At 63.4% G+C, this 25,741-nt stretch carries 24 protein-coding genes and 2 tRNA genes; 12 read left to right on the top strand and 14 right to left on the bottom strand.

Annotated features, from left to right (window positions below; genetic code table 11):
• Positions 1-123: 123 nt before the first annotated feature.
• The 3 genes from ACM62G_RS22820 to ACM62G_RS22810 all read left to right on the top strand — a co-directional run bounded on the left by ACM62G_RS22820 (position 124) and on the right by ACM62G_RS22810 (position 4,409).
• Positions 124-1,515: a GntP family permease gene (locus ACM62G_RS22820; RefSeq protein ID WP_419735610.1), complete on the top strand. Its 1,392-nt coding sequence runs from the start codon at positions 124-126 to the stop codon at positions 1,513-1,515.
• A gap of 10 nt (positions 1,516-1,525) precedes the next feature.
• A complete protein-coding gene (hbdH, locus tag ACM62G_RS22815; RefSeq protein ID WP_054058938.1) occupies positions 1,526-2,296 on the top strand; it encodes a 3-hydroxybutyrate dehydrogenase in 771 nt (256 codons plus the stop codon).
• A gap of 157 nt (positions 2,297-2,453) precedes the next feature.
• Entirely contained in the window at positions 2,454-4,409 is a 1,956-nt protein-coding gene (locus tag ACM62G_RS22810) for an acetoacetate--CoA ligase (RefSeq protein WP_419735609.1), read from the top strand.
• Positions 4,410-4,430: 21 nt separating this feature from the next.
• Here the strand turns inward: ACM62G_RS22810 and ACM62G_RS22805 are convergent, their stop codons facing one another.
• From ACM62G_RS22805 to ACM62G_RS22795, 3 genes are all read right to left on the bottom strand, one after another.
• Entirely contained in the window at positions 4,431-5,714 is a 1,284-nt protein-coding gene (locus ACM62G_RS22805; RefSeq protein WP_419735608.1) for a hypothetical protein, read from the bottom strand.
• A 200-nt stretch (positions 5,715-5,914) separates the two neighbouring features.
• Positions 5,915-6,394 carry an Lrp/AsnC family transcriptional regulator gene (locus ACM62G_RS22800; RefSeq protein ID WP_054058935.1) on the bottom strand — a complete coding sequence of 160 codons (480 nt, stop codon included), beginning with the start codon at positions 6,392-6,394 and terminating at the stop codon, positions 5,915-5,917.
• Between the two features lie 264 nt (positions 6,395-6,658).
• On the bottom strand, positions 6,659-7,315 hold the full coding sequence (locus ACM62G_RS22795) for a hypothetical protein (protein ID WP_419735607.1): 657 nt from the start codon (positions 7,313-7,315) through the stop codon (positions 6,659-6,661).
• 240 nt (positions 7,316-7,555) lie between these two features.
• Here ACM62G_RS22795 and ACM62G_RS22790 point away from each other — a divergent pair, with 240 nt between their 5' ends.
• Positions 7,556-9,529, top strand: coding sequence for a PAS domain S-box protein (locus ACM62G_RS22790; RefSeq protein ID WP_419735606.1), 1,974 nt, complete (start codon positions 7,556-7,558; stop codon positions 9,527-9,529).
• 604 nt (positions 9,530-10,133) lie between these two features.
• On the top strand, positions 10,134-10,484 hold the full coding sequence (locus ACM62G_RS22785) for a hypothetical protein (protein ID WP_054064467.1): 351 nt from the start codon (positions 10,134-10,136) through the stop codon (positions 10,482-10,484).
• 56 nt (positions 10,485-10,540) lie between these two features.
• Here ACM62G_RS22785 and ACM62G_RS22780 read toward each other — a convergent pair whose 3' ends face one another.
• On the bottom strand, positions 10,541-11,152 hold the full coding sequence (locus tag ACM62G_RS22780) for an antibiotic biosynthesis monooxygenase (protein WP_419735605.1): 612 nt from the start codon (positions 11,150-11,152) through the stop codon (positions 10,541-10,543).
• A 67-nt stretch (positions 11,153-11,219) separates the two neighbouring features.
• The gene (locus ACM62G_RS22775; protein ID WP_419735604.1) at positions 11,220-11,864 is read right to left on the bottom strand and encodes a hydrolase; all 645 of its coding nucleotides are present in this window, start codon (positions 11,862-11,864) and stop codon (positions 11,220-11,222) included.
• 175 nt (positions 11,865-12,039) lie between these two features.
• Between ACM62G_RS22775 and ACM62G_RS22770 the strand changes: the two genes are divergently transcribed.
• The 3 genes from ACM62G_RS22770 to ACM62G_RS22760 all read left to right on the top strand — a co-directional run bounded on the left by ACM62G_RS22770 (position 12,040) and on the right by ACM62G_RS22760 (position 16,243).
• Positions 12,040-12,936, top strand: coding sequence for a LysR substrate-binding domain-containing protein (locus ACM62G_RS22770; RefSeq protein ID WP_419735603.1), 897 nt, complete (start codon positions 12,040-12,042; stop codon positions 12,934-12,936).
• A gap of 101 nt (positions 12,937-13,037) precedes the next feature.
• Positions 13,038-14,987, top strand: coding sequence for a DNA topoisomerase III (locus ACM62G_RS22765; protein ID WP_419735602.1), 1,950 nt, complete (start codon positions 13,038-13,040; stop codon positions 14,985-14,987).
• Between the two features lie 377 nt (positions 14,988-15,364).
• A complete protein-coding gene (locus tag ACM62G_RS22760; RefSeq protein ID WP_419735601.1) occupies positions 15,365-16,243 on the top strand; it encodes an SPFH domain-containing protein in 879 nt (292 codons plus the stop codon).
• A gap of 100 nt (positions 16,244-16,343) precedes the next feature.
• On the opposite strand, the gene ACM62G_RS22755 is transcribed toward ACM62G_RS22760, so the two are convergent.
• The 4 genes from ACM62G_RS22755 to ACM62G_RS22740 all read right to left on the bottom strand — a co-directional run bounded on the left by ACM62G_RS22755 (position 16,344) and on the right by ACM62G_RS22740 (position 17,347).
• The gene (locus tag ACM62G_RS22755; RefSeq protein ID WP_419735600.1) at positions 16,344-16,553 is read right to left on the bottom strand and encodes a hypothetical protein; all 210 of its coding nucleotides are present in this window, start codon (positions 16,551-16,553) and stop codon (positions 16,344-16,346) included.
• Positions 16,550-16,753, bottom strand: coding sequence for a hypothetical protein (locus tag ACM62G_RS22750; RefSeq protein WP_419735599.1), 204 nt, complete (start codon positions 16,751-16,753; stop codon positions 16,550-16,552). The genes ACM62G_RS22755 and ACM62G_RS22750 overlap by 4 nt, the downstream gene beginning before the upstream one ends.
• Positions 16,754-16,983: 230 nt before the next feature.
• Positions 16,984-17,060 (bottom strand) — tRNA-Val (locus ACM62G_RS22745).
• A 210-nt stretch (positions 17,061-17,270) separates the two neighbouring features.
• Positions 17,271-17,347: transfer RNA gene (locus tag ACM62G_RS22740), tRNA-Val, on the bottom strand.
• A 184-nt stretch (positions 17,348-17,531) separates the two neighbouring features.
• On the opposite strand from ACM62G_RS22740, the gene ACM62G_RS22735 reads away from it, so the two are divergent.
• On the top strand, positions 17,532-18,815 hold the full coding sequence (locus ACM62G_RS22735) for an NAD(P)/FAD-dependent oxidoreductase (protein WP_054064464.1): 1,284 nt from the start codon (positions 17,532-17,534) through the stop codon (positions 18,813-18,815).
• 129 nt (positions 18,816-18,944) lie between these two features.
• On the opposite strand, the gene ACM62G_RS22730 is transcribed toward ACM62G_RS22735, so the two are convergent.
• The gene (locus tag ACM62G_RS22730; protein WP_419735598.1) at positions 18,945-19,634 is read right to left on the bottom strand and encodes a peptidase C39 family protein; all 690 of its coding nucleotides are present in this window, start codon (positions 19,632-19,634) and stop codon (positions 18,945-18,947) included.
• A 231-nt stretch (positions 19,635-19,865) separates the two neighbouring features.
• On the opposite strand from ACM62G_RS22730, the gene ACM62G_RS22725 reads away from it, so the two are divergent.
• Positions 19,866-20,033 carry a hypothetical protein gene (locus tag ACM62G_RS22725; RefSeq protein WP_419735597.1) on the top strand — a complete coding sequence of 56 codons (168 nt, stop codon included), beginning with the start codon at positions 19,866-19,868 and terminating at the stop codon, positions 20,031-20,033.
• A 69-nt stretch (positions 20,034-20,102) separates the two neighbouring features.
• On the opposite strand, the gene ACM62G_RS22720 is transcribed toward ACM62G_RS22725, so the two are convergent.
• Positions 20,103-20,852 (bottom strand): TerC family protein, encoded by a 750-nt coding sequence (locus ACM62G_RS22720; protein ID WP_419735596.1) that lies wholly within the window; start codon positions 20,850-20,852, stop codon positions 20,103-20,105.
• Positions 20,853-20,989: 137 nt separating this feature from the next.
• Between ACM62G_RS22720 and nhaR the strand changes: the two genes are divergently transcribed.
• On the top strand, positions 20,990-21,895 hold the full coding sequence (gene nhaR, locus ACM62G_RS22715; RefSeq protein ID WP_419735595.1) for a transcriptional activator NhaR: 906 nt from the start codon (positions 20,990-20,992) through the stop codon (positions 21,893-21,895).
• Here nhaR and ACM62G_RS22710 read toward each other — a convergent pair.
• Together ACM62G_RS22710 and ACM62G_RS22705 are read right to left on the bottom strand one after the other, a co-directional pair.
• Complete coding sequence (locus tag ACM62G_RS22710) at positions 21,892-23,046, bottom strand: MFS transporter (RefSeq protein ID WP_419735594.1); 1,155 nt, start codon at positions 23,044-23,046, stop codon at positions 21,892-21,894. The genes nhaR and ACM62G_RS22710 overlap by 4 nt on opposite strands.
• 410 nt (positions 23,047-23,456) lie before the next feature.
• Positions 23,457-23,966, bottom strand: coding sequence for a DUF1993 domain-containing protein (locus ACM62G_RS22705; protein ID WP_054058775.1), 510 nt, complete (start codon positions 23,964-23,966; stop codon positions 23,457-23,459).
• Between the two features lie 130 nt (positions 23,967-24,096).
• On the opposite strand from ACM62G_RS22705, the gene ACM62G_RS22700 reads away from it, so the two are divergent.
• On the top strand, positions 24,097-24,750 hold the full coding sequence (locus ACM62G_RS22700) for a YceH family protein (protein ID WP_419735593.1): 654 nt from the start codon (positions 24,097-24,099) through the stop codon (positions 24,748-24,750).
• Between the two features lie 164 nt (positions 24,751-24,914).
• Here the strand turns inward: ACM62G_RS22700 and ACM62G_RS22695 are convergent, their stop codons facing one another.
• Entirely contained in the window at positions 24,915-25,733 is an 819-nt protein-coding gene (locus ACM62G_RS22695) for a shikimate 5-dehydrogenase (protein ID WP_419735592.1), read from the bottom strand.
• Positions 25,734-25,741: the final 8 nt, after the last annotated feature.

Genomic DNA, 25,741 nt, shown 5'->3' with positions numbered 1-25,741 from the left:
GAAAATCACTCGAAAAATAAAAAATATCATTATTTTTCAATGAGTTAATGAAATGGCACGAAACTCGCTATTTCCACTGGAGATTCAGACCTAACCTACAAAAATAACAATTGGAGACACACCATGAGTGTGATCATCGCCCTCGCAGCCCTGGCGCTGCTGATGCTGGCCGCCTACCGAGGCTACAGCGTCATCCTGTTTGCCCCCATCGCCGCCCTCGGCGCTATCCTGTTCACCGACCCTGCCGCTGTCGCGCCCGCCTTCACCGGGGTGTTCATGGACAAGATGGTCGGTTTCATCAAGCTCTACTTCCCGGTATTCCTGCTCGGCGCGGTGTTCGGCAAGCTGATCGAGCTGTCGGGTTTCTCCCGCTCCATCGTCGCCGCCGCCATCGGCCTGCTCGGCACCCGCCAGGCCATGCTGGTGATCGTGCTGGTCTGCGCCCTGCTGACCTATGGCGGTGTCTCGCTGTTCGTGGTGGTGTTCGCGGTCTATCCGTTCGCCGCCGAGATGTTCCGCCAGAGCAACATCCCCAAGCGCCTGATCCCGGCGACCATCGCCCTCGGCGCATTCTCCTTCACCATGGACGCCCTGCCCGGCACGCCGCAGATCCAGAACATCATTCCCAGCACCTTCTTCAACACCACCGCCTGGGCCGCACCCTGGCTGGGCGTGATCGGTACGGTGTTCGTGTTCTGCGCCGGCATGCTGTTCCTGCAACGCCAGCGCAACAAGGCCCAGGTCGCCGGCGAAGGCTACGGCACGCAGTTGCGCAACGAGCCGGATACCGCCGAGGACATTCGCCTGCCCAACCCCTGGATCGCCCTCTCGCCGCTGCTGCTGGTGGGCCTCATGAACCTGCTGTTCACTCGCTGGATTCCCGTCTGGTACGGCAAGACCCACACCCTCAGCCTGCCCGGCATGGCCGCGCCGGTGCAGACCGAAGTCGCCAAGCTCACCGCCATCTGGGCGGTCCAGGCGGCGCTGCTGGTGGGCATCCTGGTGGTGCTGGTGTTCGGCTTCCGGGCGATTCGCAGCAAGCTGGCCGAAGGCAGCAAGAGCGCGGTCAGCGGCGCCCTGCTGGCGGCGATGAATACCGCCTCGGAATACGGTTTCGGTGCGGTGATCGCCTCGTTGCCGGGTTTTCTGGTATTGGCCGACGGGCTCAAGAGCATTCCCAATCCGCTGGTCAACGAAGCCATTACCGTGACCCTGCTGGCCGGGATCACCGGCTCCGCCTCCGGCGGCATGAGCATCGCCCTGGCGGCCATGGCCGACAGCTTCGTCAGTGCCGCACACGCCGCGAACATTCCGCTGGAAGTGCTGCACCGGGTCGCCGCCATGGCCAGCGGTGGCATGGACACCCTGCCGCACAACGGCGCGGTGATCACCCTGCTGGCCGTGACCGGGCTGACCCACCGCGAAGCCTATAAAGATATTTTCTGCATCACGCTGATCAAGACCCTGGCGGTATTCGTGGTGATCGCCACGTTCTACGCCACCGGCATCGTCTGAGGAAACGACTATGAGTCTCAAAGGAAAAACCGCCCTGGTCACCGGCTCCACCAGCGGCATCGGCCTGGGCATCGCCCTGGGCCTGGCCAGGGCCGGCGCCGACCTGATCCTCAACGGCTTCGGCGACGCCAGCGCGGTGCTCGCCGAGGTCCGCCGGTTCGGCGGCAAGGTTGGCCACCACCCGGCCGATGTCAGCGACCCGGCGCAGATCGCCGACATGTTCGCCTATGCCGAACGGGAGTTCGGCGGTGTCGATATCCTGGTCAACAACGCCGGCATCCAGCACGTCGCACCGGTGGAGGCGTTCCCGGTGGAGCGCTGGGACTCGATCATCGCGATCAACCTGTCCTCGGTGTTCCATGCCACCCGCCTGGCCCTGCCGGGCATGCGCGCCAAGGGCTGGGGGCGAATCGTCAACATCGCTTCGGTGCATGGGCTGGTCGGCTCCGTGGGCAAGGCCGCCTATGTCGCGGCCAAGCATGGGGTGATCGGCCTGACCAAGGTGGTCGGCCTGGAGACCGCCACCGGCAATGTCACCTGCAATGCCATCTGCCCCGGCTGGGTGCTGACGCCGCTGGTGCAGAAACAGATCGATGACCGGGCCGCTGCCGGCGTCGACCCGCAGCAGGCGCAGCATGACCTGCTGGCGGAGAAACAGCCGTCGCTGGAATTCGTCACCCCACCGCAGTTGGGCGAGCTGGTATTGTTCCTCTGCAGCGAGGCCGGTAGCCAGGTGCGGGGCGCGGCGTGGAATATCGATGGCGGGTGGTTGGCGCAGTAGCCTAGATGGTTGGCGGCCTTGAGGGCGCCTTCGCGGGCAAGCCCTGCTCCTACAGAAGTGAGGCGAGCCCAGGACTTGCACACGACACCAACCTGTAGGAGCAGGGCTTGCCCGCGAAGAGGCCCGCATTAACAGCACAAAATAAAAAGGGAACCCCATGCCAGAAGTCCTGTGGCGCCCCAGCGCAGAACGTATCGCAAAAACCCGCATCGAAGCCTTCCGGCGCTTCGTCAATCACCGTCACGACCTGCAGATCACCGACTACCCGGCCCTGCACCGCTTCAGCATCGAGCGCCGCGAGGACTTCTGGCAGGCCATCGTCGACTTCTTCGATGTCGAATTCCACACCCCGCCCAGCCGAGTGTTGATCGAAGAGCAGCACATGCCCAGCGCCCGCTGGTTCCCCGAGGCGACGCTGAACTTCGCCGAACACCTGCTGCGCCGCCGCGACGACCATCTGGCGGTGGTCGCGGTCAGCGAGGACGGGCGCCGGGAAACCCTCACCCACGCCGAACTGGCCGCCCATGTCGCTGGCCTGCAACAGCGTCTGCGCGAGGCCGGTGTCGGCGTCGGCGACCGGGTCGCGGCCTGCATGCCGAACACCTGGCAAACCCTGGTGGGCATGCTTGCCACCACCAGCCTGGGCGCGATCTGGTCCTGCTGCTCGCCGGACTTCGGCACCCACGGCGTGATCGACCGGTTCGGCCAGATCGAGCCCAAGGTGCTGATCGCCTGCGCCGGCTACCGCTATGCCGGCAAGGAGCTGGAGCAGAGCGCCAAGCTCAACGAAATCCTCGACCACCTGCCCTCGCTGCAGCAACTGCTGGTGGTGCCCTACGCGCATTCCCAGGCACGCGCCGAGGACTTCCGGACCCACGCCAGGGTGAACCTGTGGCAGGACTTCTACCAACCCGGCGGCGAGCCGTATTTCGTCCCGGTGCCCTTCGCCCAACCGCTGTACATCCTCTATTCCAGCGGCACCACCGGCGTGCCCAAGTGCATCGTCCACAGCACCGGCGGCGTGTTGCTGCAACATCTCAAGGAACACGGCCTGCATGTCGACCTCGGGCCTGGCGACTGCCTGTTCTACTACACCACCTGTGGCTGGATGATGTGGAACTGGCTGGTGTCTGTGCTGGCGGTCGGTGCCACGGTGGTGCTGTATGACGGCTCGCCCTTCCATCCCGGCCCGCAGCGCCTGCTCGACCTGATCGACGACGAGGGCATCAGTGTCTTCGGCACCAGCCCGAAATACCTGGCCGCCCTTGAACAGGCCGGGCTCAGCCCACGGCAGACGCACCGTCTGACCCGCCTCAAGACCATTCTCTGCACCGGCTCGCCGCTGTCGCCCCACAGCTACGACTACGTCTACCGGGAAATCAAGGCCGAGCTGTGTCTGTCGTCAATGTCCGGCGGCACCGATATCGTCTCCTGCTTCGTCAGCGGCAACCCGGTGCTGCCGGTCACTCGCGGCCAGATGCAGTGCAAGAGCCTGGGCATGGCCGTCGAGGTCTGGAACGACCAGGCCCAGCCGGTGCACGGCGAAAAGGGCGAGCTGGTCTGCACCCGGCACTTTCCGGCGATGCCGGTCGGGCTATGGAACGATCCGCAGCAGGAGAAACTCAAGGCCTCCTATTTCAGCCTGTTCCCCGGGGTCTGGGCCCAGGGCGACTACGCCGAGGAGCTGGATGGCGGCGGCCTGATGATCCACGGCCGCTCCGATGCCGTGCTCAACCCCGGCGGCGTGCGCATCGGTACGGCGGAGATCTATCGGCAGGTGGAAAAGGTCGAGGCGGTGGTGGAAAGCCTCGCCATCGGCCAGCAATGGCAGAACGACGTGCGGGTGGTGCTGTTCGTGCGCCTGCAGGAGGGCGTGGCGCTCGACGATGCCCTGCAGCAGCAAATCCGCCAGGTGATCCGCGACAACACCACGCCACGCCATGTCCCGGCGAAGATCGTCGCGGTCACGGACATTCCCCGGACCCTGAGCGGCAAGATCGTCGAACTGGCGGTGCGCAACGTGGTGCACGGGCTGCCGGTGAAGAACACCGATGCCCTGGCCAACCCGGAGGCGCTGGAGCAGTTCCGTGATCGCCCGGAACTGCGCGAGTGAAGCGGCATGCGTCACAGGGCGTCAGCCCAGGTAGCGCATCACCACCGCCTGGAAACCGCCGAGCATGGAGTGCCCGGCCACCAGAATACGTCCGTCGCCCTGTACCGCCAGCGCGGTGACGGTATCCACGCTTTTGCCCAGGCGGGTACGCACGTAGCCCTTGCCGGAAGCGAAGTCGAGGTCGAGCTGGCCGTTCGGCAGGTAGCGCGCCAGCACCAGGTCCGAGCCGAACCCGGCCACCGTCGAGCCGGCGGCGAGAATCGACCCGTCCGGCTGGACCGCGACCGTCGCCCAGCGGCAGGCGGGCGCGTCGATATCCAGCAGCACTGCGCCACCCTGATTGAAGCGCCGGTCGATGCAGCCGTTGGCGGTAAACCCCTGCAGCGCACCACCCAGCGGCTCGAAGCGGGTACCCACGCAAAACAGTTGTCCCTGGGCGCCACGGGCCAGCCGGGTGACCGTCGAGCTGGCGTCGGCAAAGTGCACGCAGAGGTAGCCTTCATGACCAAAGACCGGATCCAGCCGACCATCCGGCAAGTAGCGGGCCACCAGGCCGCTGGGTGGAAAATCGATTGAACCGCCCACCAGGATCTTGCCATCGGGCTGCAACAGGACGCAGCTGAGCCAGCTGTTCATCAGCCGCCGCCGAACCATCACGAAGCCCAGGCCATTGAAGCTGTGGTCCAGGCCGCCATCGGGCAGCAGGCGTACCAGCAGGCCGACATGATCGGTGGCGGAATAACTGTGGTTGAGGGTCAGCAGGATTCTGCCGTCCGGCTGCACGGCGCCGAAACAGCTCTCGAAGCCTGCCAGCCCCGGTGGCAACCAGCTGTCACGGGGCCCCTCGGACAGATCGCCGGGCAGGCGCAGCAAGTGCACGCCCTGGTCAGCGAAGAGCGGATCGGCACGGCCGTCCGCGAGAAAACGCGCCACCACCGGCAAGGTGCGCCGGTCATCCGGATAATGCAGGCCAAAAACCAGGATTCGCCCGTCGTGCAGCCGACGCAGGCTGATACCCGTCGACTCGCCTCCGGCCTGGAACCGGCCAACCAGGCTGCCACCCTGGCCGAACGAGGTGTCCGGCGAACCGTCGGCATGCAGGCGGGCCAGGCCGAAATGCACACCTGTGGGCATCTCCACCCTGGCGACCACGAGGATCTTGCCATCGTGACAGAACAGCACGTCATTGGCCTGGCTCGACAGGCTGCCGGCAAACTCCACCTGCGCCTTGCCCAGGCAACCGAACCCCGGATCCAGCTCACCCGCCGGGTTGACCCGGCAGCCGCGCAACGCTTGCAGCATCATCAGGGGATTCCTCCATGAAAGAGACGTCGCCTGCGGCTGTGCAGCCGTTGCGATCTGCCCGCTATTCAATCCATCGGGGGTTCCCCAGACAACTGTCAGAAATGACAGGTTTTGTGGCCTTGCGAGCCATATCGGTGACTTTTCAAGCCAATCGGGCTCATTCACACCACGGTATCAGCCAGGCCATCGGCGGCACCGGCTCACTCCATGGCGGTCTTGACCATCGCCAGTTCGGGGTGACTGACCAGCTTGTCGATATGCAGTTCTTCATCGTTGAGCCAGGTTTCGGTCAGTACCCGGTAATGCTCCATGTCCCGGCAACGCATGCGCAGGCTGTAGTCGAAGGCACCGCTGAGCAGGTGGCACTCGAGCACCTGGGGACAGGCGCGGACCTTGGCCTCGAAAGCCTTCTGCGCTGCCCGCCCGCTCTGCCCCGACAGCGCCACCAGCACCAGCAGCGACAGGCCGGGCGACAGCTTGTTCTCGTCGAGAATGGCTCCGTAGCCGCGGATCACCCCCAACTGCTCCAGCTTGCGCACCCGCTCCAGGCACGGCCTGGGCGTCAGGTGCACGCGCTCGGAGAGTTTCTGGTAGGTGATGCGCCCGTCGTGGCGCAACACCTCGATAATTGCCTGGTCGATGCGGTCCAGCACGATCGACAGGTCACGAATTTCAGCCATGGATGGCTTGCCTCACTTCAAACGACCAGAAAGAAACTGGCGCCATTGTACGACCTTCCTTGGCCGATGCCCGAATCACTTTCGCCTGCTCTTCCCCCTGGCCCTAGTGTGGTGTTTTGCAAATACGACCCATAACTCGCGAGCGACTTTTGCGCTCAGACAAGGCGTCGCGACGAGTCGTAGCCCAGCTACGGCGAGGAGCGACAACGCCGCATGAGCGCAAAAAGCGCCGCGAGTTATGGTCGTTATTTGTGAAACACCACACTAGGGGGCCTTGCCGATCAGATCGGGCCGGCTGTCCACCAGCATCGGCTCGATGACATTGCCCTGGATCGAACAGGTCAGCATGCCCCTGCTGTTCGGGCTGCTCTTGGCCAGGTCCTGGGAAGCCGGCTCGATCAGGAACACCCGCTCGGCCGTGTCGAGCACCAGCTTGCCCGAATGGCTCTGCGGGTCCTCCGGTTGCCAGGCCCGCTGGCTGTGGGACCAGATTTCAGCACGAGCGTACATGCCCCCGGCCTCCGCCGCGCCGGTGCGCTGGTGCCTCTCAAGCCGTTCGAACAGTTCGCTGGGCGTCTGCTCGGTGTAGAACCCCCAACTGATCAGGCGCGAACCCATCATGTCCATGTCTTCGGCGTAGAAACCGGTCAGGCTCACACCGTCGAGGATAACCGGCTTGTCGAACATCCAGCGCCGTCCCAGTTCACTGCGGGTGCCACCCACGGGCCGGGTGAAACCGTTTTCGGTCCTGGTCGGGATCAGTCCGTTGAACAGCGGCTGCTCGATGACGGCCAGGGAGTGCTTGTCGCAGGCGACATAATCATTCAGCGACGTGGCGGCCAGGGCCGGTGCACCAGCCAGCAGCACCGTGGCGCCACACAGCGAAGCAAGGATTTTCGCGGGGGACTTTCGTGGAAACATGTCAACTTCCTGTTGGAGAGCGGGGCTTCGAACCATCGGGCACATGACGAGCATGAGGCCGACAGGGAGAGAGTCGTTCGTTATCGGCAGTTTCCCTGGCAACCTGAGGTTGGCGGCGATACTGCTTGCCCGCCAAGAAGCCTGCCGGCAAACAGAACTTCTCGACATCCGCACAACCATAATTACCAGCAGGCAGCGTCCTGATACCATTCAGGTAGCTATTTTTTGCATGGGGCAATCATGGAAGTATCCGGAACCGGGACGCTCGAGCAAGCAGTCGAGCAGGACACCTACTACCGAACGATGTTCGAGGCGGTCGATACCGGCTTCTGCATTATCGAGATGAAGTTCGATGCGGACGCAAAGCCCGTGGATTACCGCTTTCTCGACATGAACCCGGCGTTCGAACGCGAGACGGGCCTGGTGGGAGCCAAGGGTCGATGGATGCGGGAGATGATTCCGAGCCACGAACAGCACTGGTTCGATATCTATGGCGAGGTGGCCCTGACCGGGGTGGAGCAACGCTTTGAAAACCAGGCGCAGGGACTCGGGCGCTGGTATGCGGTCCATGCGGTCCGCGTCGGCAGCCCGGGCAGCTACAAGGTTGCGGTGTTTTTCAACGACATCACTGAGCGACGCCAGGCGGAAATCGCCCTCAAGCAACTCAACGCCTCACTGGAACAGGAAGTCGCGTTGCGCACCGACGACCGCAACCAGCTCTGGACGCTGTCCTCGGACATCATGCTGCGCTGCACCTTCGATGGCCGGATCATCGCGATCAACCCGGCCTGGGAAGAGACCCTGGGCTGGAGCGAAGCCGACCTGCTCGGCACCAGCCTCTACGATCTGATTCACCCGGACGACCTCGAGCAGACTCTCGAGCGTGCCCGCTGTTCCGCCACCGGGCAGAGCATCCGCCGCTTTGAAAACCGCTACCGCTGCAAGCACGGCGGCTACCGCTGGATCAACTGGTCCTCCAGCCCTTCCGACGAAGTCATCAACGCCGTCGGTCGTGACTGCACCCTCGACAAGGAACAGGCCCAGGCCCTGGCCAAGGCCGAGGCCCAACTGCGCCAGAGCCAGAAGATGGAGGCCGTCGGACAACTCACAGGAGGCCTGGCCCACGACTTCAACAACCTGCTGACCGGCATCAGCGGCAGCCTGGAAATGCTCCAGAGCCGGATCGACCAGGGCCGCGTGGAGCAACTGGACCGCTACATCAATGCCGCGCTGATCGCCTCGCGCCGGGCCACCGCCCTGACCCACCGGCTGCTGGCCTTCTCCCGCCGACAGACCCTCGACTCGCGGGCGACCAACGTCAACCTGCTGGTCAGGGAGATGGAAGACCTGATCCGACGCACGGTCGGTCCCTCGATACAACTGGAATCGAAGCTGTCCGAGCGCCTGTGGACCACCCTGGTGGATCAGAACCAGCTGGAAAACTCGCTGCTCAACCTGTGCATCAACGCCCGGGATGCGATGCCCGAAGGCGGTCACCTGAGCATCGAGACCGCAAACATCACCCTCAACTCGGCATCGGCCCTGGCCCTGGAACTGCCTCCCGGCGGCTATGTGTACCTGGGCGTGGCGGACAACGGCTGCGGGATGTCGACCGATATCCTGGGCAAGGTCTTCGAACCGTTCTTCACCACCAAGCCACTGGGCTCCGGCACCGGCCTCGGCTTGTCGATGGTCTACGGTTTCGCCCTGCAGTCCGGTGGCCAGGTGCGCATCAGTTCGCAGTTGGGCAGCGGTACCCAGGTACGCCTCTACCTGCCTCGCCACTTTGCCGAGGCCGAGGAACGCGAGGCCGCCCTCGCTTCGCCGGCGCCCCAGGCACTGGCAGGCGAAACGGTACTGGTGGTCGATGACGAACCCCAGGTGCGCATGCTGGAAGTCGATCTGCTGGAGGAGCGCGGCTACAAGGTGCTGGAAGCCAGCGACGGCGCGACCGGCCTGAAGATCCTGCAATCGCCGATCCGTATCGACCTGCTGGTCAGTGACGTCGGCCTGCCCGGTGGCATGAACGGCCGACAACTGGCGGAACTGGCCCGACAGACCCGGCCGGGACTCAAGGTGCTGTTCGTCACCGGTTACGCCGAGCACTCGGTGATCGGCGACGGCAACCTGGCACCCGGCATGCACGTGATGACCAAGCCGTTCGCCCTGGAAGATCTGGCCAATCGCGTGCGCGAGGTGATCGGTGGTGCCTGACCGGTTTCATTGAAGTGTCAGCGACCGCATCCAGGCTATAAACCTTACTTGCAATAAGGTTTATATCGCAGGGGTTCTACAAAAACTCCGGACAAAAAAAAGCCCAAGCGGCTGATGGACGCTTGGGCCTTAAAGAATGCATAAACCGTGGTAGGTGAACGCGGGGCGATATTAACTGATCCTGGAAATTCGTAACAAGATATTTTGAATATAATTTTATTCCTAACTCCTTAAATAACCACAGGTTTTTCCCGGATATCGGCATCACCAAAGCCCTGTTTTGGGTCGACCGACGGGGTAATGAGTGCATTTGCACCAAAGCAGTTCACGATAATCACCGAAACCCCGGAAAAGACCCCACTCCATATCCGTGAATTATTCGATAGAGAGATGAAGGTAATAATTCGGGCCATATAAAATCCGATGAACGGCTCATTCAATCCAGCGTCTGGCGAGACATTTCAGCCCTTCCCCACCCACCTCGCAAAACCGGAAAGTTCCCCGGACGTGAAAAAATATAAACCGGCTCCACCCCTCAAGAGCGTTTGCGTCCCTGCCCGCGCCCGGCGACAATTGGCGCTCCATTCATTTCGAGGTTCGCAACATGCGTAAAGCACTTACCGTTCTGGCGCTCAGCGCCCTGTTTACCCAAGGCGCCATGGCTGCCGGCGGTACCCAGGCAGCAGTCGGAGGTGGCTTGGGTGGCGTCCTGGGCAACGTGGTTGGTCAGCAGATGGGTGGCAGCACCGGCGCGGCCATTGGTGCGGGCCTGGCTGGCGCGGCCGGTGGTGCCATTGCCGCCAAGAAAGGCAAGAAGACCAAGGCGGCCATCGGTGGCGGCCTGGGCGCAGCCGGCGGTTCGTACCTGGGCAACCAGCTCGGCGGCAGCACCGGCGCAGCCATTGGCGCGGGCCTGGGCGGCGCGGCCGGTGGCGCACTGGGCGGTCGCAAGTAAGACCTCCCCCGAGACGAAAAACCCGACACGAGTGTCGGGTTTTTTATTGGGGCAACCTATCGCCTTGTCTCGACATGCGCGGACGCCGGGGTCGTATCCTGCCGCGGCTGTAGCCAGCGGCTGAACAGGCGCGTCACCCGTGGCATGAACACGTAGACCACCAGCAATACGATGGTCAGGGTAATCACCACGTTGGCCGGCACGTAGCCGCCCAACCAGGGCCACAGTGCGAAGAGTGGTTTGCACAACAGCGGTATCAGGAAGGTCAACGGCAGGATCACCATGAACGTCACGCAGGCCTGCTTCCAGCGCGGTGGCGGCGTCGGCGCATCCACCTGCACGGGGGTGAACCAGAACTCGCGGTCGGCGTTGATTTCGGTCTGGTCGCCATCGGCCAGCAACGGACGGGCCTGGTCGACCAGCTCGCGACGATCATCGGAATCCAGCCACACCTGCAATTGTTCGGTACTGGCAAAGCGCAGCACGCTGGTGAACAGCGCCAGGCCGCCACTGTGCCCACGCACCACGTCGATCCCCAGGTGCCCGGGATAGGTACGCGCCTTGGCGACGATCTGGCGCAACCAGGCTTCATAGGCCTGATCCCCGCCCTGCTTGACCCGGTGGCGTACCAGCAGCGTGACCACGCCGTCGGACAATTCGATATTCATGGCTGATTCCATCTTCCTGTAGGTGACCGATGGGGGCAGGCGTAACCGCTACACCCGCCCCTCCCTGTTACTTGACCTGACGCTGTGGCGCCTTGTGCACCATGGTGTAGGCGTAGTCCACGCCCATGCCGTAGGCGCCGCTGTGCTCGCGCACCAGGTCCATGACCGCGCCGTAGGTTTCCTTGTGCGCCCAGTCACGCTGGAACTCGAGCAGAACCTGTTGCCAGGTCACCGGTACCGCACCGGCCTGGATCATCCGTTGCACGGACATGTCGTGGGCTTCCTGGGTGGTGCCGCCGGAGGCGTCGGTGACGATGTACACCTCGTAGCCTTCGGCCATGGCTTCCAGCGCCGGGAAGGTCAGGCAGACCTCGGTCCACAGCGCCGCCATGATCAGTTTCCTGCGGCCGGTGGCCTTCACCGCCTCCACCAGCTTCTTGTCTTCCCACGAGTTCATCGAGCTGCGCTCGATCGGCTGGGCACCGGGGTTCACACCGAGCAGTTCTGGCCAGATGTAGCCGCTGAAGCTTTCGGTCTCGACCGAGGTGTAGATCGTCGGCACGTTGAAGATCTTCGCTGCCTTGGCCAGGCCCACGGTGTTGTTCTTCAGGGTCTGGCGGTCGATCGACTGCACGCCGAAGGCCATTTGCGGCTGGTGGTCGATCAGGATCAGAGCGGAGTTGGTGGGGTTCAGCAGTTCGCGATTGGACATGATGGAGTTCCTTTGGGTTTCGAGGTTGACCACCGGGGTCATGCGTAATCTGGCAGCTGGCCCTGGGATCCACTTGAAGGCCTGTGCTGCCTGCTTGGAACGAACTTTAGGGCCTGGATAAAAAAGGGACAATTCCATAAAATCGAGAATCATTGATTCTATTCAAGGAACAATCATGGATCGCGTCGAATGCATGCGGGCGTTTGTCGCCACCGTGGGAGCCAATGGCTTTGCCGCGGCGGCGCGGGCGATGGACGTACCACGCTCGAAAGTCAGCAAGCAGATCCAGGCGCTGGAAGAGGCCATCGGCGTGCAGTTGTTGCTGCGCACCACCCGCAGCCTGCACCTGACCGAGGCCGGTGCCGAGTACTACGAAGCGGCCCGCGAACTGCTGGCGTCGCTGGACGAGGCCGAGCAGCGCGCCCGCGACGGCATCGGCGAACTGCGCGGGGTGTTGCGCGTCAACGCGCCGATGTCCTTCGGCCTGCGGCGCCTGGGGCGGCTGATCCCGCTGTTTCACCGCGAACATCCGAACGTCGAGCTGCAACTGGTGCTCAGCGACCAGCAGGTGGACCCGGTCAAGGGTGGCTTCGACGTGACCATCCGCATCGCCAGCCTGCCGGACTCGTCCATGGTCGCCAAACTGCTGGCCCCCGCGCCGCGCATCATGGTCGCCTCCCCCGGCTACCTGGAGCGCGCCGGCATTCCTACGACGCCACGGGAACTATGCGCCCACCAGTGCCTGAACTACGGCTACCTGCAAAGCGGCGTCAGCCTGCAGCTGTGCAACGGCCGGGAAACCCAGCGGGTCACCGTCACCGGCCCCTTGCACGCCAATAACGGCGACCTGCTGGCCCAGGCTGCCGAGGCCGGCATGGGCATCGCCCTGCTGCCGGACTTCATCGTCGAGGAGGCCCTGGCCGCCGGGCGCCTGGTGCCGGTGATGTGCGAATGGCAGGCGCCGCCGATCAGCATCAACGCGGTGTACGCCTCGGCGCGCCGGGTACCGCAGAAGACCCGGGCATTCATCGACTTCCTGGTGCGGGAGCTGGCGGTAGCCGCAGAGAGCTGAAACAAATAGACTGTATATGCATACAGAAAAAGCATTGCTCAAAACCCCGGTACTGAGCATGCTGTCCGCTCTCTCCCGCACATGATCGAACGAAGGTGGCCATGCGGCTGTTTCTTTGCGAAAAACCCTCCCAGGCCAAGGACATTGCCGCTGTGCTCGGTGCCACGCGCCGTGGCGATGGCTGTTGGGTCGGCGCCAACGCCACGGTCACCTGGTGCATCGGCCACCTGCTGGAAACCGCCCCGCCAGACGCCTATGACGCCCGCTACAAGCGCTGGGTGCTGGCCGACCTGCCGATCGTCCCGGAAAAATGGAAGATGCAGGTCAAGCCCAAGACCGCCAGCCAGTTCAAGGCGGTCAAGCGCCTGCTGGGCGAGGCCCGGGAACTGGTGATCGCCACCGACGCCGATCGCGAAGGGGAAATGATCGCCCGCGAGCTGGTGGAACATTGTCGCTATCGCGGGCCGGTCCAGCGGCTCTGGCTGTCGGCGCTGGACGATGCCTCGATCCGCAAGGCCCTGGCGGCCCTCAAGTCGGGCCACGAAACCTTCAACCTCTATCATTCCGCCCTGGGGCGTTCGCGGGCCGACTGGCTGATCGGCATGAACATGAGCCGGCTGTTCACCCTGCTCGGCCGCCAGTCCGGCTACCAGGGCGTGTTGCCGGTGGGCCGGGTGCAGACGCCAACCCTGCGCCTGGTGGTGGATCGCGACCGCAGCATCGCCGACTTCGTACCGGTGGCCTACTGGGCAATCGATGTGCACCTGCTCCATGACGGCCAGCCCTTCGTCGCGCAATGGCGCGCGCCCTCGGACGCCTGTGACGATCAGGATCGCTGCCTGAACCAGGTCCTCGCCCAGCAGGCCGCCGCCGCCATGAGCGCGGCTTCCGGCGCACGGGTGGTGAAACTCAAGACCGAGCGGATTCGCGAGCCGGCGCCCCTGCCCTTCGACCTCGGCACCTTGCAGGAAGTGTGTTCGAAACGGTTGGGACTGGGTGCCCAGGAGACCCTGGACATCGCCCAGTCGCTGTATGAAACCCACAAGGTCATCACCTACCCACGCAGCGACTGCGGCTTTCTTCCCCTCAGCCAGCACGGCGACGCCGCGCGGGTGCTGGCGGCGCTGGAACGGGCCGACCCGAGCCTGGGCAAGCTGGCCCCGTATCTCGACCCGACACGCCGCTCACGAGCCTGGAACGATGCCAAGGTCACCGCCCACCACGGCATCATCCCGACCGGCTCGGGCGCGAGCCTGGAGCGCCTGCAAGGCAAGCCGCGTGCGGTCTACACGCTGATTCGAGCCCGCTACCTGGCGCAGTTCCTGCCCAACCACGAGTACGACCGCACCCAGGCCGATTTCGACTGTGCGGCACAGGCGTTGCGGGCCGTGGGCAAGCAGGTGATCGAGCCCGGTTGGAAACGCGCCCTGCCGGAGGCGCTGACGCCCCCCAAGGGCCGCGAAGCACCGGAACCACAGGCCCTGCCGAAGCTACGCGAGGGCGATGAGTGCGCAGTGGACCGGGTCGAGCTCAAGGACCTGTGGACCCAGCCGCCGAAACCCTTTACCGAAGGCGACCTGATCAAGGCGATGAAGAACGTCGCCAAGTACGTGGAAGACCCGCGCCTGAAGCAGAAGCTCAAGGAAACCACCGGCATCGGCACCGAGGCCACCCGCGCCAGCATCATCCAGGGCCTGCTGGACCGCAACTACCTGGTCAAGCATGGCAAGAGCCTGTCGGCGACCGCGGCGGCCTTCAGCCTGATCGACGCGGTGCCGCGGGCGATTGCCGACCCGGGCACCACAGCCATCTGGGAGCAGGCGCTGGACATGGTGCAAAGCGGCGAGATGAGCCTGGAAGAATTCGTCGCCAAACAGGCGGCCTGGATGAGCAAGCAGGTGGGGCGCTGTGTCGAGCTCAAACTGCAGATCAGCCTGCCGCCCGGCACATCGGCTCCGGCGCCCTGGAAGAAGAAACGCAAGGCCTCCGGAACCAGGACCACAAGAGCCCGCCGCCCGGCAAAGGCGGCGAGCAGTCGTCCAAAGAAATGACCAACCTGGTGGAGGGCCATTGCACCTTGGGCTCAGGTCATCCACCTTGCACGGGAGGTTATCCAGCCCACGCCCCTGATCGCCGGCCTCCCGCTTGAGCCCGGACATCAGGTGTCGTCCTTGTGAAGTGCCGATATGGCACATCGCGTGATTTGTTTTTTCGCAACGTATTCCCCCTGCCCCCAAGTCTGGGAACACCTTCTCAGCATGAAACAGGTTCGGAAGCTATCATGGCGAGCGCCGCCGCAAGCGGCACTGCCACCGAGGCGTTCGCACGGCGGCCTGCAAAACCATTGGCCATGGCGGCGGGACATGCTCTCCGGATAATCGGGCAGCGTATTCAGGGAGTGGTTGCCCGCCCTTCAAAGGAACGAGATATGACCCCCACCCCCAATCTGATTGGCAAAGTGGCAGGCGGTGTAGCAGCCCTGCTGGTACTCATCGTGTTTTTCGGCAGTTGGTACACCGTGGATGAAACCGAGCGCGGCGTGCTCCTGAGAAACGGCGCACTGGTCGGCGTCGTCGACCCGGGCCTGTCGTTCAAGATGCCCTTCATCGAAAGCGTTCGCCTGATCAGCATCCAGAGCCAGGTCTCGGCCTACGAGAACCTGCAGGCCTACAGCAAGGACCAGCAGTCGGCGCAGCTCAAGGTCTCGGTCTCCTGGCACGTCGCCCCTTCCGATGTGGCCAAGGTCTACACCCAGTTCAAGGACATCGAAGGCATCCGCGACCGCCTGATCAGCCGCCAGGTGCCCACTCAGGTCGAAAACGTCTTCGGCCAGTTCAATGCCGTGGCCGCCGTGCAGAATCGCGTGCAGCTGGTCAGCGACATCTCTGCCGCCATCAAGGGCTCGATCAACGGCCCGGTGATCATCGACAGCGTGCAGGTGGAAAACATCGATTTCAGCGACGCCTATGAAAAAGCCATCGAGGCGCGCATGGCGGCCGAAGTGCAGGTCAAGACCCGTGAACAGCAATTGGCGACCGAGCAGGTCCAGGCACAGATCCGCGTGACCCAGGCCCAGGCCGAAGCGGATGCCCAACTGGCCCAGGCCAAGGCTGATGCCCAGGCCACCGAACTGCGCGGTCGTGCCGAAGCCGAGGCGATCAAGGCCCGTGCCCAGGCGCTGGCGAGCAACCAGAACCTGGTGGAGCTGACCAAGGCCGAGCGTTGGAATGGCGTACTGCCGACGACGGTACTGCCAAGCGGCACCCTGCCCTTCATCGATGCGCGGCAAGAGCGCAAATCGGACTGAGATCCACAGCCAGGAGGACGACCACATCTGGCGTGGCGTCCCCAGCTAACGGCCCGCACTACTACCGCGCGGGCCGCACTCAAGGCTTGCAGCCTTTCAGTTATCTTCCCGCCCTACCCTCGATCTGCTGGCCGAGATGACGAACCTCCGCGCGGAGCGCCTGCAACTCGCTGGTCGCCTGATCGAGCAGTTCCCGATCGGTCAAACGAGGTTGCGCACCGCTGGCGGCTTTCTTGCGACCACGATAGATGGCGAATGCCATCAGCAGAACCATGCAGGCCAGCCAGGACAGAACGATTGCGGCTTTCACTGCCATACCTCCCGAATTGCGCACACGTAGGAGCAGACGAAACAGATAATACTGATGACGAACAACGTGACACCGAGCAGCACCATTCTTGGCGTTGCATCTCCAGCCAAGAGGTACAAGGTCGAAAAGCCGGTAATCGCAGCACCCGCCCCCATGCCAACCAGAGTCTCGCCCAGCCACCTGATCGTTTTACTTTCCATGCAGCATCCTTGTGCAAGTCTTTTCCATGTGTAGGGATGCTGAGGAACAGCCGGTGAGAGGTCAACCCATCGAGTGTTTGGCGGTGTTTCAGGAAAGCCGGATGCGGCAGAGGTCAGCCCGCCAGGATTGCGGACTCGGCGCGAGGAGAGAATTCGCCAAACGCCAGGCGCAAAAAAGGGCCAATCTTTCGATTGACCCTTTCAGACCGCCCAGCAGAGCGGATTTTATCTGGTAGGCACGATTGGACTCGAACCAACGACCCCCACCATGTCAAGGTGGTGCTCTAACCAACTGAGCTACGTGCCTGCTGTGGGCTGCATTCTACGGATTTTCTGCCGAGAGGCAACCTGTTTTTTCGCTAAGCCTATGAATAGGCTTGGAAAAATCTTCAGGGCAAGCGTTTCCAGGCCAAATGCCACTCAGCGCGAAGACCTCACCTCGAACTTTTTTCAGGACGAAAAAAAGGCCAATCTTTCGATTGGCCTTTTCACACCGCCCAGCAGAGCGGATTTTGTCTGGTAGGCACGATTGGACTCGAACCAACGACCCCCACCATGTCAAGGTGGTGCTCTAACCAACTGAGCTACGTGCCTGCTGTGAGGCGGCATTCTACGGATTTGCCGAGGGGTGTCAACACCTTTCTTTCTGCTAAGTCTCTGAATAGGCGAATTTTTTATTGAAGCTCCAGCAACTTCCCGGTTTGCGGTGGCTGGCGGGGGTATTTCAACTGAGGTAGCATCAGGCCATTCGTCAAAAATATAAAACAGAGGTTGCAGGATGGCGAACACTCCCTACCCCCAGTCCTACTACGCCGCATCGGCCAACCCGGTTCCCGAGCGTCCGCCCTTGCAGGATGATGTCGAAACCGATGTGTGCGTGATCGGTGCCGGCTACACCGGGCTGTCCAGCGCCCTGTTCCTCCTGGAGAACGGCTTGCGGGTGACGGTACTGGAAGCCGCCAGGGTCGGCTTCGGTGCCTCGGGCCGCAACGGCGGGCAGATCGTCAACAGCTACAGCCGCGATATCGATGTGATCGAGCGCAGCGTCGGGCCGAAGCAGGCGCAACTGCTCGGGCAGATGGCCTTCGAAGGCGCCCGGATCATTCGCGAGCGGATCGCCAGATACAACATCCAGTGCGACCTCAAGGACGGCGGGGTATTTGCCGCCTTGAGCAGGAAACAGATGGGGCATCTCGAATCCCAGAAGAAGCTCTGGGAACGCTTTGGGCATACCCAGCTGGAACTGCTGGACCAGCGCCGCATTCGTGAAGTGGTCAACTGCGACCAGTACGTCGGCGGCATGCTCGACATGAGCGGCGGGCATATTCATCCGCTGAACCTGGCCCTGGGCGAGGCTGCGGCGATCGAATCCCTCGGTGGCAGGATCCATGAACAATCGCCGGCAGTGCGCATCGAGCGGGGTGCCAATCCCGTGGTGCATACGCCCCAGGGCAAGGTCCGGGCCAAATTCATCATCGTCGCGGGTAACGCCTACCTCGGCAACCTGGTACCGGAGCTGGCCGCCAAGTCGATGCCGTGCGGTACCCAGGTGATCACCACCGAGCCACTGGGCGATGCGCTGGCCAAATCGCTGCTGCCGCAGGACTACTGCGTCGAGGACTGCAACTACCTGCTCGACTACTACCGTCTTTCCGGCGACAAGCGCCTGATCTTCGGCGGTGGCGTGGTCTATGGTGCGCGCGATCCGGCGAACATCGAGGCGATCATCCGGCCGAAGATGCTCAAGGCCTTCCCACAGCTCAAGAATGTGAAGATCGACTACGCCTGGACCGGCAATTTCCTGCTGACCCTGTCGCGCTTGCCCCAGGTGGGTCGCCTGGGCGACAACATCTATTACTCCCAGGGTTGCAGCGGCCATGGCGTGACCTACACCCACCTGGCTGGCAAGGTGCTGGCCGAAGCGCTACGCGGGCAGGCCGAGCGTTTCGATGCGTTTGCCGATCTGCCGCACTACCCGTTCCCGGGCGGGCAATTGCTGCGCACGCCGTTCAGTGCGTTGGGAGCCTGGTATTACACGATGCGGGACAAGCTGGGGATCTGAGGGGATGCAGCGCCTGTGGGAGCAGTGACCAGGGCTTGCTGGCCTATTCGCGGGCAAGCCCTGCTCCTACAGGGATGGGGTGGCCGATCGCTCCCAGGCGTGGCTTGGGAATGATCCGATGAGCTTGAGTCAGTGCCCGGCCAGTGCCTTCCTGGCGGTCGCGGCCGCCGGTTCCTGACCGGCACGGGCCAGTTCATCGGCGGCCTTCAGCCAGCGCTGCGGGTCGACCTGGGCCGGCAATTGCGTTGGCGACTGGATCAGCACCGCCCAGCCACCCGCGCCCTTCCAGGCCGAGACGAATGTGTCGAAATCCATCGGCATCCGCCGGTTCATCCCGGCCCGCAACAGGATCGTCCGCTTGAACCGGTTGTAGCCGGCAACCACCGCATAGCGCGGCTCGGACCACACCCGCCCTTCATTGAACTTCACCAGCACCGGATAACCGGCCGCTACCTGGGTCAGCAATGCCGGCAGCTCGGCATCCAGCGGATAGACCACCATCCCGTATTCACGGGCCAGTACCTGCATGTTCCTTTGCAGGTCCGCTTCCGCGCCCGGCAGTTTCAGCGGCTTGTCCAGCAGCCCGGGGGTGACGCTCACGCCCTGCTGCGCCAGCATGCTGGCCAATGCACCCGGGCCACTCTGGTAGGCCTCGCCCCGGAAGAACGGCACACCGTTCAACTCCACACGCTCCGGCAGCCGCTGCAATTGCGGCGGCTGCCCACCACCGCTGGTGCACCCGCCCAGGGCCAGCAACAGGGCGCCCATCATCAGCAACCGACGGGACGACACGGGAAAATGGTTTGATCCGTTGGACATCTTCACTCTCTTGATCAGTTGCCAGGCACATCCGCTCTGGCTCGGGGACTTGATCATAGGTCGCGGCCGCCCGGGGGTATAGCCTTTCATCGCGGTTTATACGGGGCCATAGAGCGAAATGGCTGATCGCACACGACCATTGGTCAATAGCCTGAAACACCGCAGCGACTAGACTGATCTACAAAAGCAAGACGAAGTGAGAGAGCCCCGATCGGGGCGAAGGAGGCGCTGATGAGCCTTGTCCTGACCGTTGCATTGTTGATCCTGGGTTGGCTGGCGGTGGCCGCCGCCCTGTTGTGGGGAGTCCTGAGGATTTCCCGTCGTCACCATCATCCCAGCCTGCCCTCGCAGACGCACAAGGCCGACAAGACTGCCGGACGCCCTGCCAACGCCCATTGACCCCTGTGCATGAAAAAGGCCGCCTGGTTCGTGGAGAACCCGGCGGCCCGGTCACTCAGCGAGCCTGGGTCAGCCCTGTGCCGCCTCACGTTTCTGCCGGGCGCGACGGGCCAGCATGTTCAGGCCCTCGATGATCGCCGAGAAGGTCATGGCGGCATACACATAACCCTTGGGCACATGGGCGCCGAAGCCTTCGGCGATCAGCGTCATGCCGATCATGATCAGGAAGCCCAGGGCCAGCATCACCACGGTCGGGTTGTCGTGGATGAACTTCGCCAGGGGTTCGGAGGCCAGCAACATCACCGCCACCGCGACGACCACCGCAATCACCATGATCGGCAGGTGTTCGGTCATGCCCACCGCGGTGATGATGCTGTCGATGGAGAACACCAGGTCGAGCATCAGGATCTGGCCGATGGCCGCGGCGAAGCCCAGGGAGACCCGCGAGTTCTTGTCCTCGGACGCCTTCTCCTGCGGGTCCATGCTGTGGTGGATTTCCGTGGTGGCCTTCCATACCAGGAACAGGCCACCGGCGATCAGGATCATGTCCTTCCACGAGAACCCCTGGCCGAATACCTCGATCACCGGCGCGGTGAGCTTGACGATATAGGCAATGGTGCCAAGCAGGCCCAGGCGCAGGATCAGCGCCATGCCGATGCCGAGCCGCCGCGCCTTGGTGCGAAACTGCGCGGGCAGCTTGTTGGTCAGGATCGAAATGAAGATCAGGTTATCGATACCCAGTACGACTTCCATGACGATCAGCGTCAACAAGGCAATCCAGGCGGTGGGGCTGACAGCGAGTTCCAACAGGTATTCCATAGCGCATTCCCGAGTAGAGTCCCAGGCAAGCCTAGCAAGTGGCTCGCCAATGGCACCGCATTCTAGAGATACCGATACTTCAGAAAAATTCGTATTTTTCGGCGCTATACTTCGCTTTTAACGAAGTGATGACCCGCATGCTCAATTACCGCCAACTGCACTACTTCTGGGTCGTGGCCAAGACCGGCAGCATCGTGCGCGCCTGCGAGCAGTTGAACCTCACCCCGCAGACCATCAGCGGCCAGATCAGCCTGCTGGAACAGAGCCTGGGTATCGAGTTGTTCCGCAAGGCCGGGCGCCAGCTGGAACTCACCGAAGCCGGGCGCCAGGCCCTGCCCTATGCCGAACAGATGTTCCAGCTGGGCAATGAGTTGCAGGCGATGCTGCAGGCGCAGCCCCGGGAGCAGCCGTTGCTGTTTCGGGTCGGGGTGGCGGATGTGGTGCCCAAGTCCATCGTCTACCGGCTGATCGCCCCCACCATGGAGCTGGAGGAGCCGATCCGCATCACCTGCCGCGAGGACAAGCTCGAACGCCTGCTGGCGGATCTGGCGATCCAGCGCCTGGACCTGGTGATCTCCGACAGCCCGATGCCGAGCCATCTCGATATCAGGGGCTACAGCCAGAAGCTGGGGGAATGTGGGGTCAGTTTTTTTGCCACACCGGCATTGGCGCAGCGTTATGGCGATGCGTTCCCCCACTGCCTGCAGGGCGCGCCGCTGCTGATTCCCGGTCAGGAAACCGTGGTCCGCAGCCGGTTGTTGCGCTGGCTCGCCGAGCAGCAGATCCAGCCGAGGATCGTCGGCGAATTCGATGACAGCGCCCTCATGCAGGCCTTTGGTCAATCCGGCAGCGGCTTCTTCATCGCCCCGAGCGTCATCGCCGATGAGGTCTGTCGGCAGTACGACGTCAGGCTGATGGGCCAGACCGACGCCGTCAGCGAGTCGTTCTATGCCATCTCGGTGGAGCGCCGGACCAAGCACCCCGGCACGCTGGCCATTACCGAGGGCGCTCGACGCGAGCTGTTCATGGGACCTGGCGCTTAAGCCGTCACCGTCTTGGCGTCGGTGGTCATCAAGGCCATCGCCAGCAGGATCGACATGAGGATCAGCGCCGCGGCAGCGAAGCCGAGACCGCTCAGGCCGACACTGTCGATGACCCGGCCCCCGATCACCGCCCCCAGGCCGATCCCCAGGTTGGCCCCGGCAATATTCAGCGAAGCGGCAAACGCCGGTGCCTGGGGCGCCACCTTCATCAGGCGGACATGGCTGACCAGGAACAGTGCCGCCTGGGTGATCCCCCAGACCGCCAGTGCCGCCGCCAGCCCGGGCCACGAGTGGATGTTCGGCATCACCGCCACCAGGGCGGGAATCATGAAGGCGCAGAACACCATCGAAGCGATCAGCGGCTGGCGGTCGACCATGCGCCCGCCCAGGGCATTGCCGATCAGACCGACCGCACCGAATGCCATCAGGCACCAGCCCACCACCGTGCCGTTGAACCCGGCCAGCCGCTCGAGGATATCGGCCAGGTAGGTGTAGGCGGTGAACATGCCGCTGAAGATCAGGATCGACAGCAGCACATGGCCGAGCATCAGCGGGCTGCGCAGAATGCCGAACTGCGAACGCAGCGAGACCTGCTTCAGGTGCAGGCGGGTCGCGGGCAGGTAGCGCCAGAGCAGCAGCGCCTTGACCAGGGCGACCACTGCCAGGATCGTGAACGCCATGCGCCAGCCCCAGGCGTCACCGACCAGCGTACCCACCGGGATGCCGAACACCGTGGCACAGACGATGCCGAAACCGATCTTCTCGATCGCCCGGCCCGCGTGATCCGGGCCGACGATATCCACCGCCGTTTCACTGGCCAGGGCCCAGAACACCGGCAAGCCCAAGGCCGGCAGCAGGCGCGCAACCGCCATGACCCAGATGTTCGGCGCCAGCGCCGCCACGGTATTGGCCAGTCCGAAGACCACCAGGATGCCGATGAACAGCCGGCGCCGCTCGAAGCGCGAGAACCAGGCGGTCAGGAATGGGCCGAAGGCCGCCACGGTAAAGGCGAACAGCGTCACCAGCAGGCCGGCCTGGGGGATGCTGACCTCCAGATCGCGGGCAATGGCCGGCAACAGCCCGACAATGACGAATTCCGTGGTCAGCACGGTAAAACCGGCGGCCGACAGCAGCAGGATAGCGAGGAACATGAACGACTCCACAAACGACAGCGCCAGCGATAGCCCTGGGGCTCACTGGGAGGGAAGGAAATGAGGAAGGGGGGATTGTAACAGACCGGTTGCGAGAATGAGTCATGCGGTGTTTGTGCGGGCCCATTCGCGGCGGTCCGACGCCTCGGTAAATCCGGCTCCCACAGGATAGGCGGCGTTCACAAGATTTGTGGTCACCGCGATACCTTGTGGGAGCCGGCGGTTCGGCGCCCCGGTTTATCCGCGAAGAATGCGACGCGTCTTTTCAGCAAGACCTCGTTACCGTTTTCGCGGATAAATCCTGCTCCCACAGTTTGGCGGTGTACAGAGGATTTGCGTTCGGCGCGGTCATTGTGGGAGCCGGCGGTCCGGTTCATCCGCGAAAGCGGTCTACCCGCCAGGCAGGCCGATCAGAACGCGCCCATGTAGTCGCGCTTGCCGATTTCCACGCCATTGTGACGCAGGATCGCGTAGGCGGTGGTCACGTGGAAGAAGAACTGCGGCAGGCCATAGCTCAGCAGGTACGACTGGCCACTGAAGCGCTTCTCTTTCGGCGTGCCCGGACGGGTCACGATCTCGATGCCTTCCTTGCCGTCGACCTGCGCCGCGTCGATGCTGTCCAGGTGCGCCAGGGTCTTGCTGATCAGTGCCTGCAACTCGGCGAAGGTGGTTTCGCTGTCCGGGTAGGAGGGCACTTCGATCTGCGCCAGGCGCGAGGACACGCCCTTGGCGAAATCGACGGCGATCTGCACCTGGCGCACCAGTGGGAACATGTCCGGGGCCAGGCGGGCCTGCACGAATACGCTCGGGTCGATGCCCTTGGCCGTTGCGTGAGCCTCGGCCTTGTTCAGGACGTCGCTCAGGGCGTTGAGCATTTGCTTGAAAACCGGGATGGAAGCGGCGTACAGGGAAATGGTCATGGGTTTCTCACAATGAAAATGGCAGGAGTACAGCCGGCCGATTATAGCCAGAGGCGGTCGCATTGCCGCTTGTCTTTTTGTCGGGGGAAGACCTAGGCTAGTCGCCTTCCAATGCATAGGGAACCGCGCCATGAGCACCGAGCCAGAGACTTCCGTCGAACAACCCCGATTGAACAGCGCGGAAATCCGCATCCTGGGCTCCCTGATCGAAAAGCAGGCCACCAGCCCGGAAACCTATCCGCTGACCCTCAACGCCCTGGTGCTCGCCTGCAACCAGAAAACCAGCCGCGAACCGGTGATGAACCTCAGCCAGGGGCAGGTCGGCCAGAGCCTGCGGGCGCTCGAGGGTCGGGGTTTCGCGCGGCTGGTGATGGGCAGCCGGGCCGATCGCTGGGAACAGCGGGTCGACAAGGTGCTGGAACTGGTGCCGGCCCAGGTGGTGTTGATCGGGCTGCTGTTCCTGCGGGGGCCGCAAACCGTCAACGAGCTGCTGACCCGCAGTGGCCGCATGCATGACTTCGAGGACACCGAGCAGGTGCTGCACCAGCTCGAACGCCTGATCGCCCGCGGGCTGGCGCTGCTGATTCCGCGCCAGGCCGGCCAACGCGAGGACCGCTACACCCACGCCCTGGGCGACCCGGCGGATATCGAGGCGATCATCGCTGCTCGCCAGCAGGCCCCTGAACGTGGGGCCGGTGGCGCGGTGTCGGCAGAACGAATCGAGGAACTGGAGGCGCGCATCGCGGCCCTGGAAGAACGGCTGGCGCGGTTGGAACAGGAATAGGATTCCGGAGTTGCGAGGCGGGCTTGGGGCCTCTTCGCGGATGAATCCGGCTCCCACAAGGTTCAGCGGCTGTCATGAATCTTGTGGGCACTGCAAAACCGTGGGAGCCGGATTTATCCGCGAATGGGCCCACAAGCCTGACGCAGTCACGGGGAACCCAGAGCCTACGCTCGGGCGAACGCCACCGCTTTCTGGAACTGCTCCTCGGTCGGCCGTACGCCGGTGTACAGCACGAACTGCTCCAGCGCCTGGATCGCGATCACTTCCAGGCCGGTGATGACCCGCTTGCCCTGCTCCCGCCCACGCACGATCAAGGGCGTCTCCGAAGGGATCGCCACGACGTCGAACACCGTCTCGGCTGCATCCACCGCATCCGGCTCGAATGCCAGTTGCCCGGCCTCCGGGCCACCGTCCATACCCACCGGCGTGACGTTGACCAGCATCTGCGGACGCCGCGCCCCCAGTTCGGCCTGCCACTCATAGCCGCAGATTGCCGCCAGCGCCTTGCCGGCGGTTTCGTTGCGGGCCACGATCACGCCGTTGCGATAACCGCCATCGCGCAGTGCCGAAGCCACGGCCTTGGCCATGCCGCCGCTGCCGCGCAAGGCGAAAGTCGTGTCCCTGGGTACCGCATGGGTCTCGAGCAACTGGGCAATCGCAATGTAATCGGTGTTGTAGGCCTTGAGGTGACCCGCCGTGTTGACGATGGTGTTGATCGACTGGATCGCCGCCGCCGAAGCATCCAGTTCGTCGACCAGGGCGATGCAGGCCTCCTTGAACGGCATCGACACGCCACAGCCGCGAATGCCCAGGGCGCGGATGCCGCCGACGGCCCCCGGCAGGTCCTGGCTGCTGAAGGCCTTGTAGTAGAAGTTCAGGCCCAGTTGTTCGTAGAGATGGTTATGAAAGCGCAGGCCGAAATTACCGGGACGCCCAGATAACGACATGCACAGTTGGGTGTCTTTGTTCGGGTTCATCTGCATGTTTCATC

Origin of the sequence: Pseudomonas sp. COR18, assembly GCF_048568395.1 — a bacterium.
In the GTDB taxonomy this organism is placed as follows: domain Bacteria; phylum Pseudomonadota; class Gammaproteobacteria; order Pseudomonadales; family Pseudomonadaceae; genus Aquipseudomonas; species Aquipseudomonas fuscovaginae_B.
The sequence above is the reverse complement of the archived record's forward strand: the minus strand, read 5'-3'. Positions and strand labels throughout refer to the sequence as shown.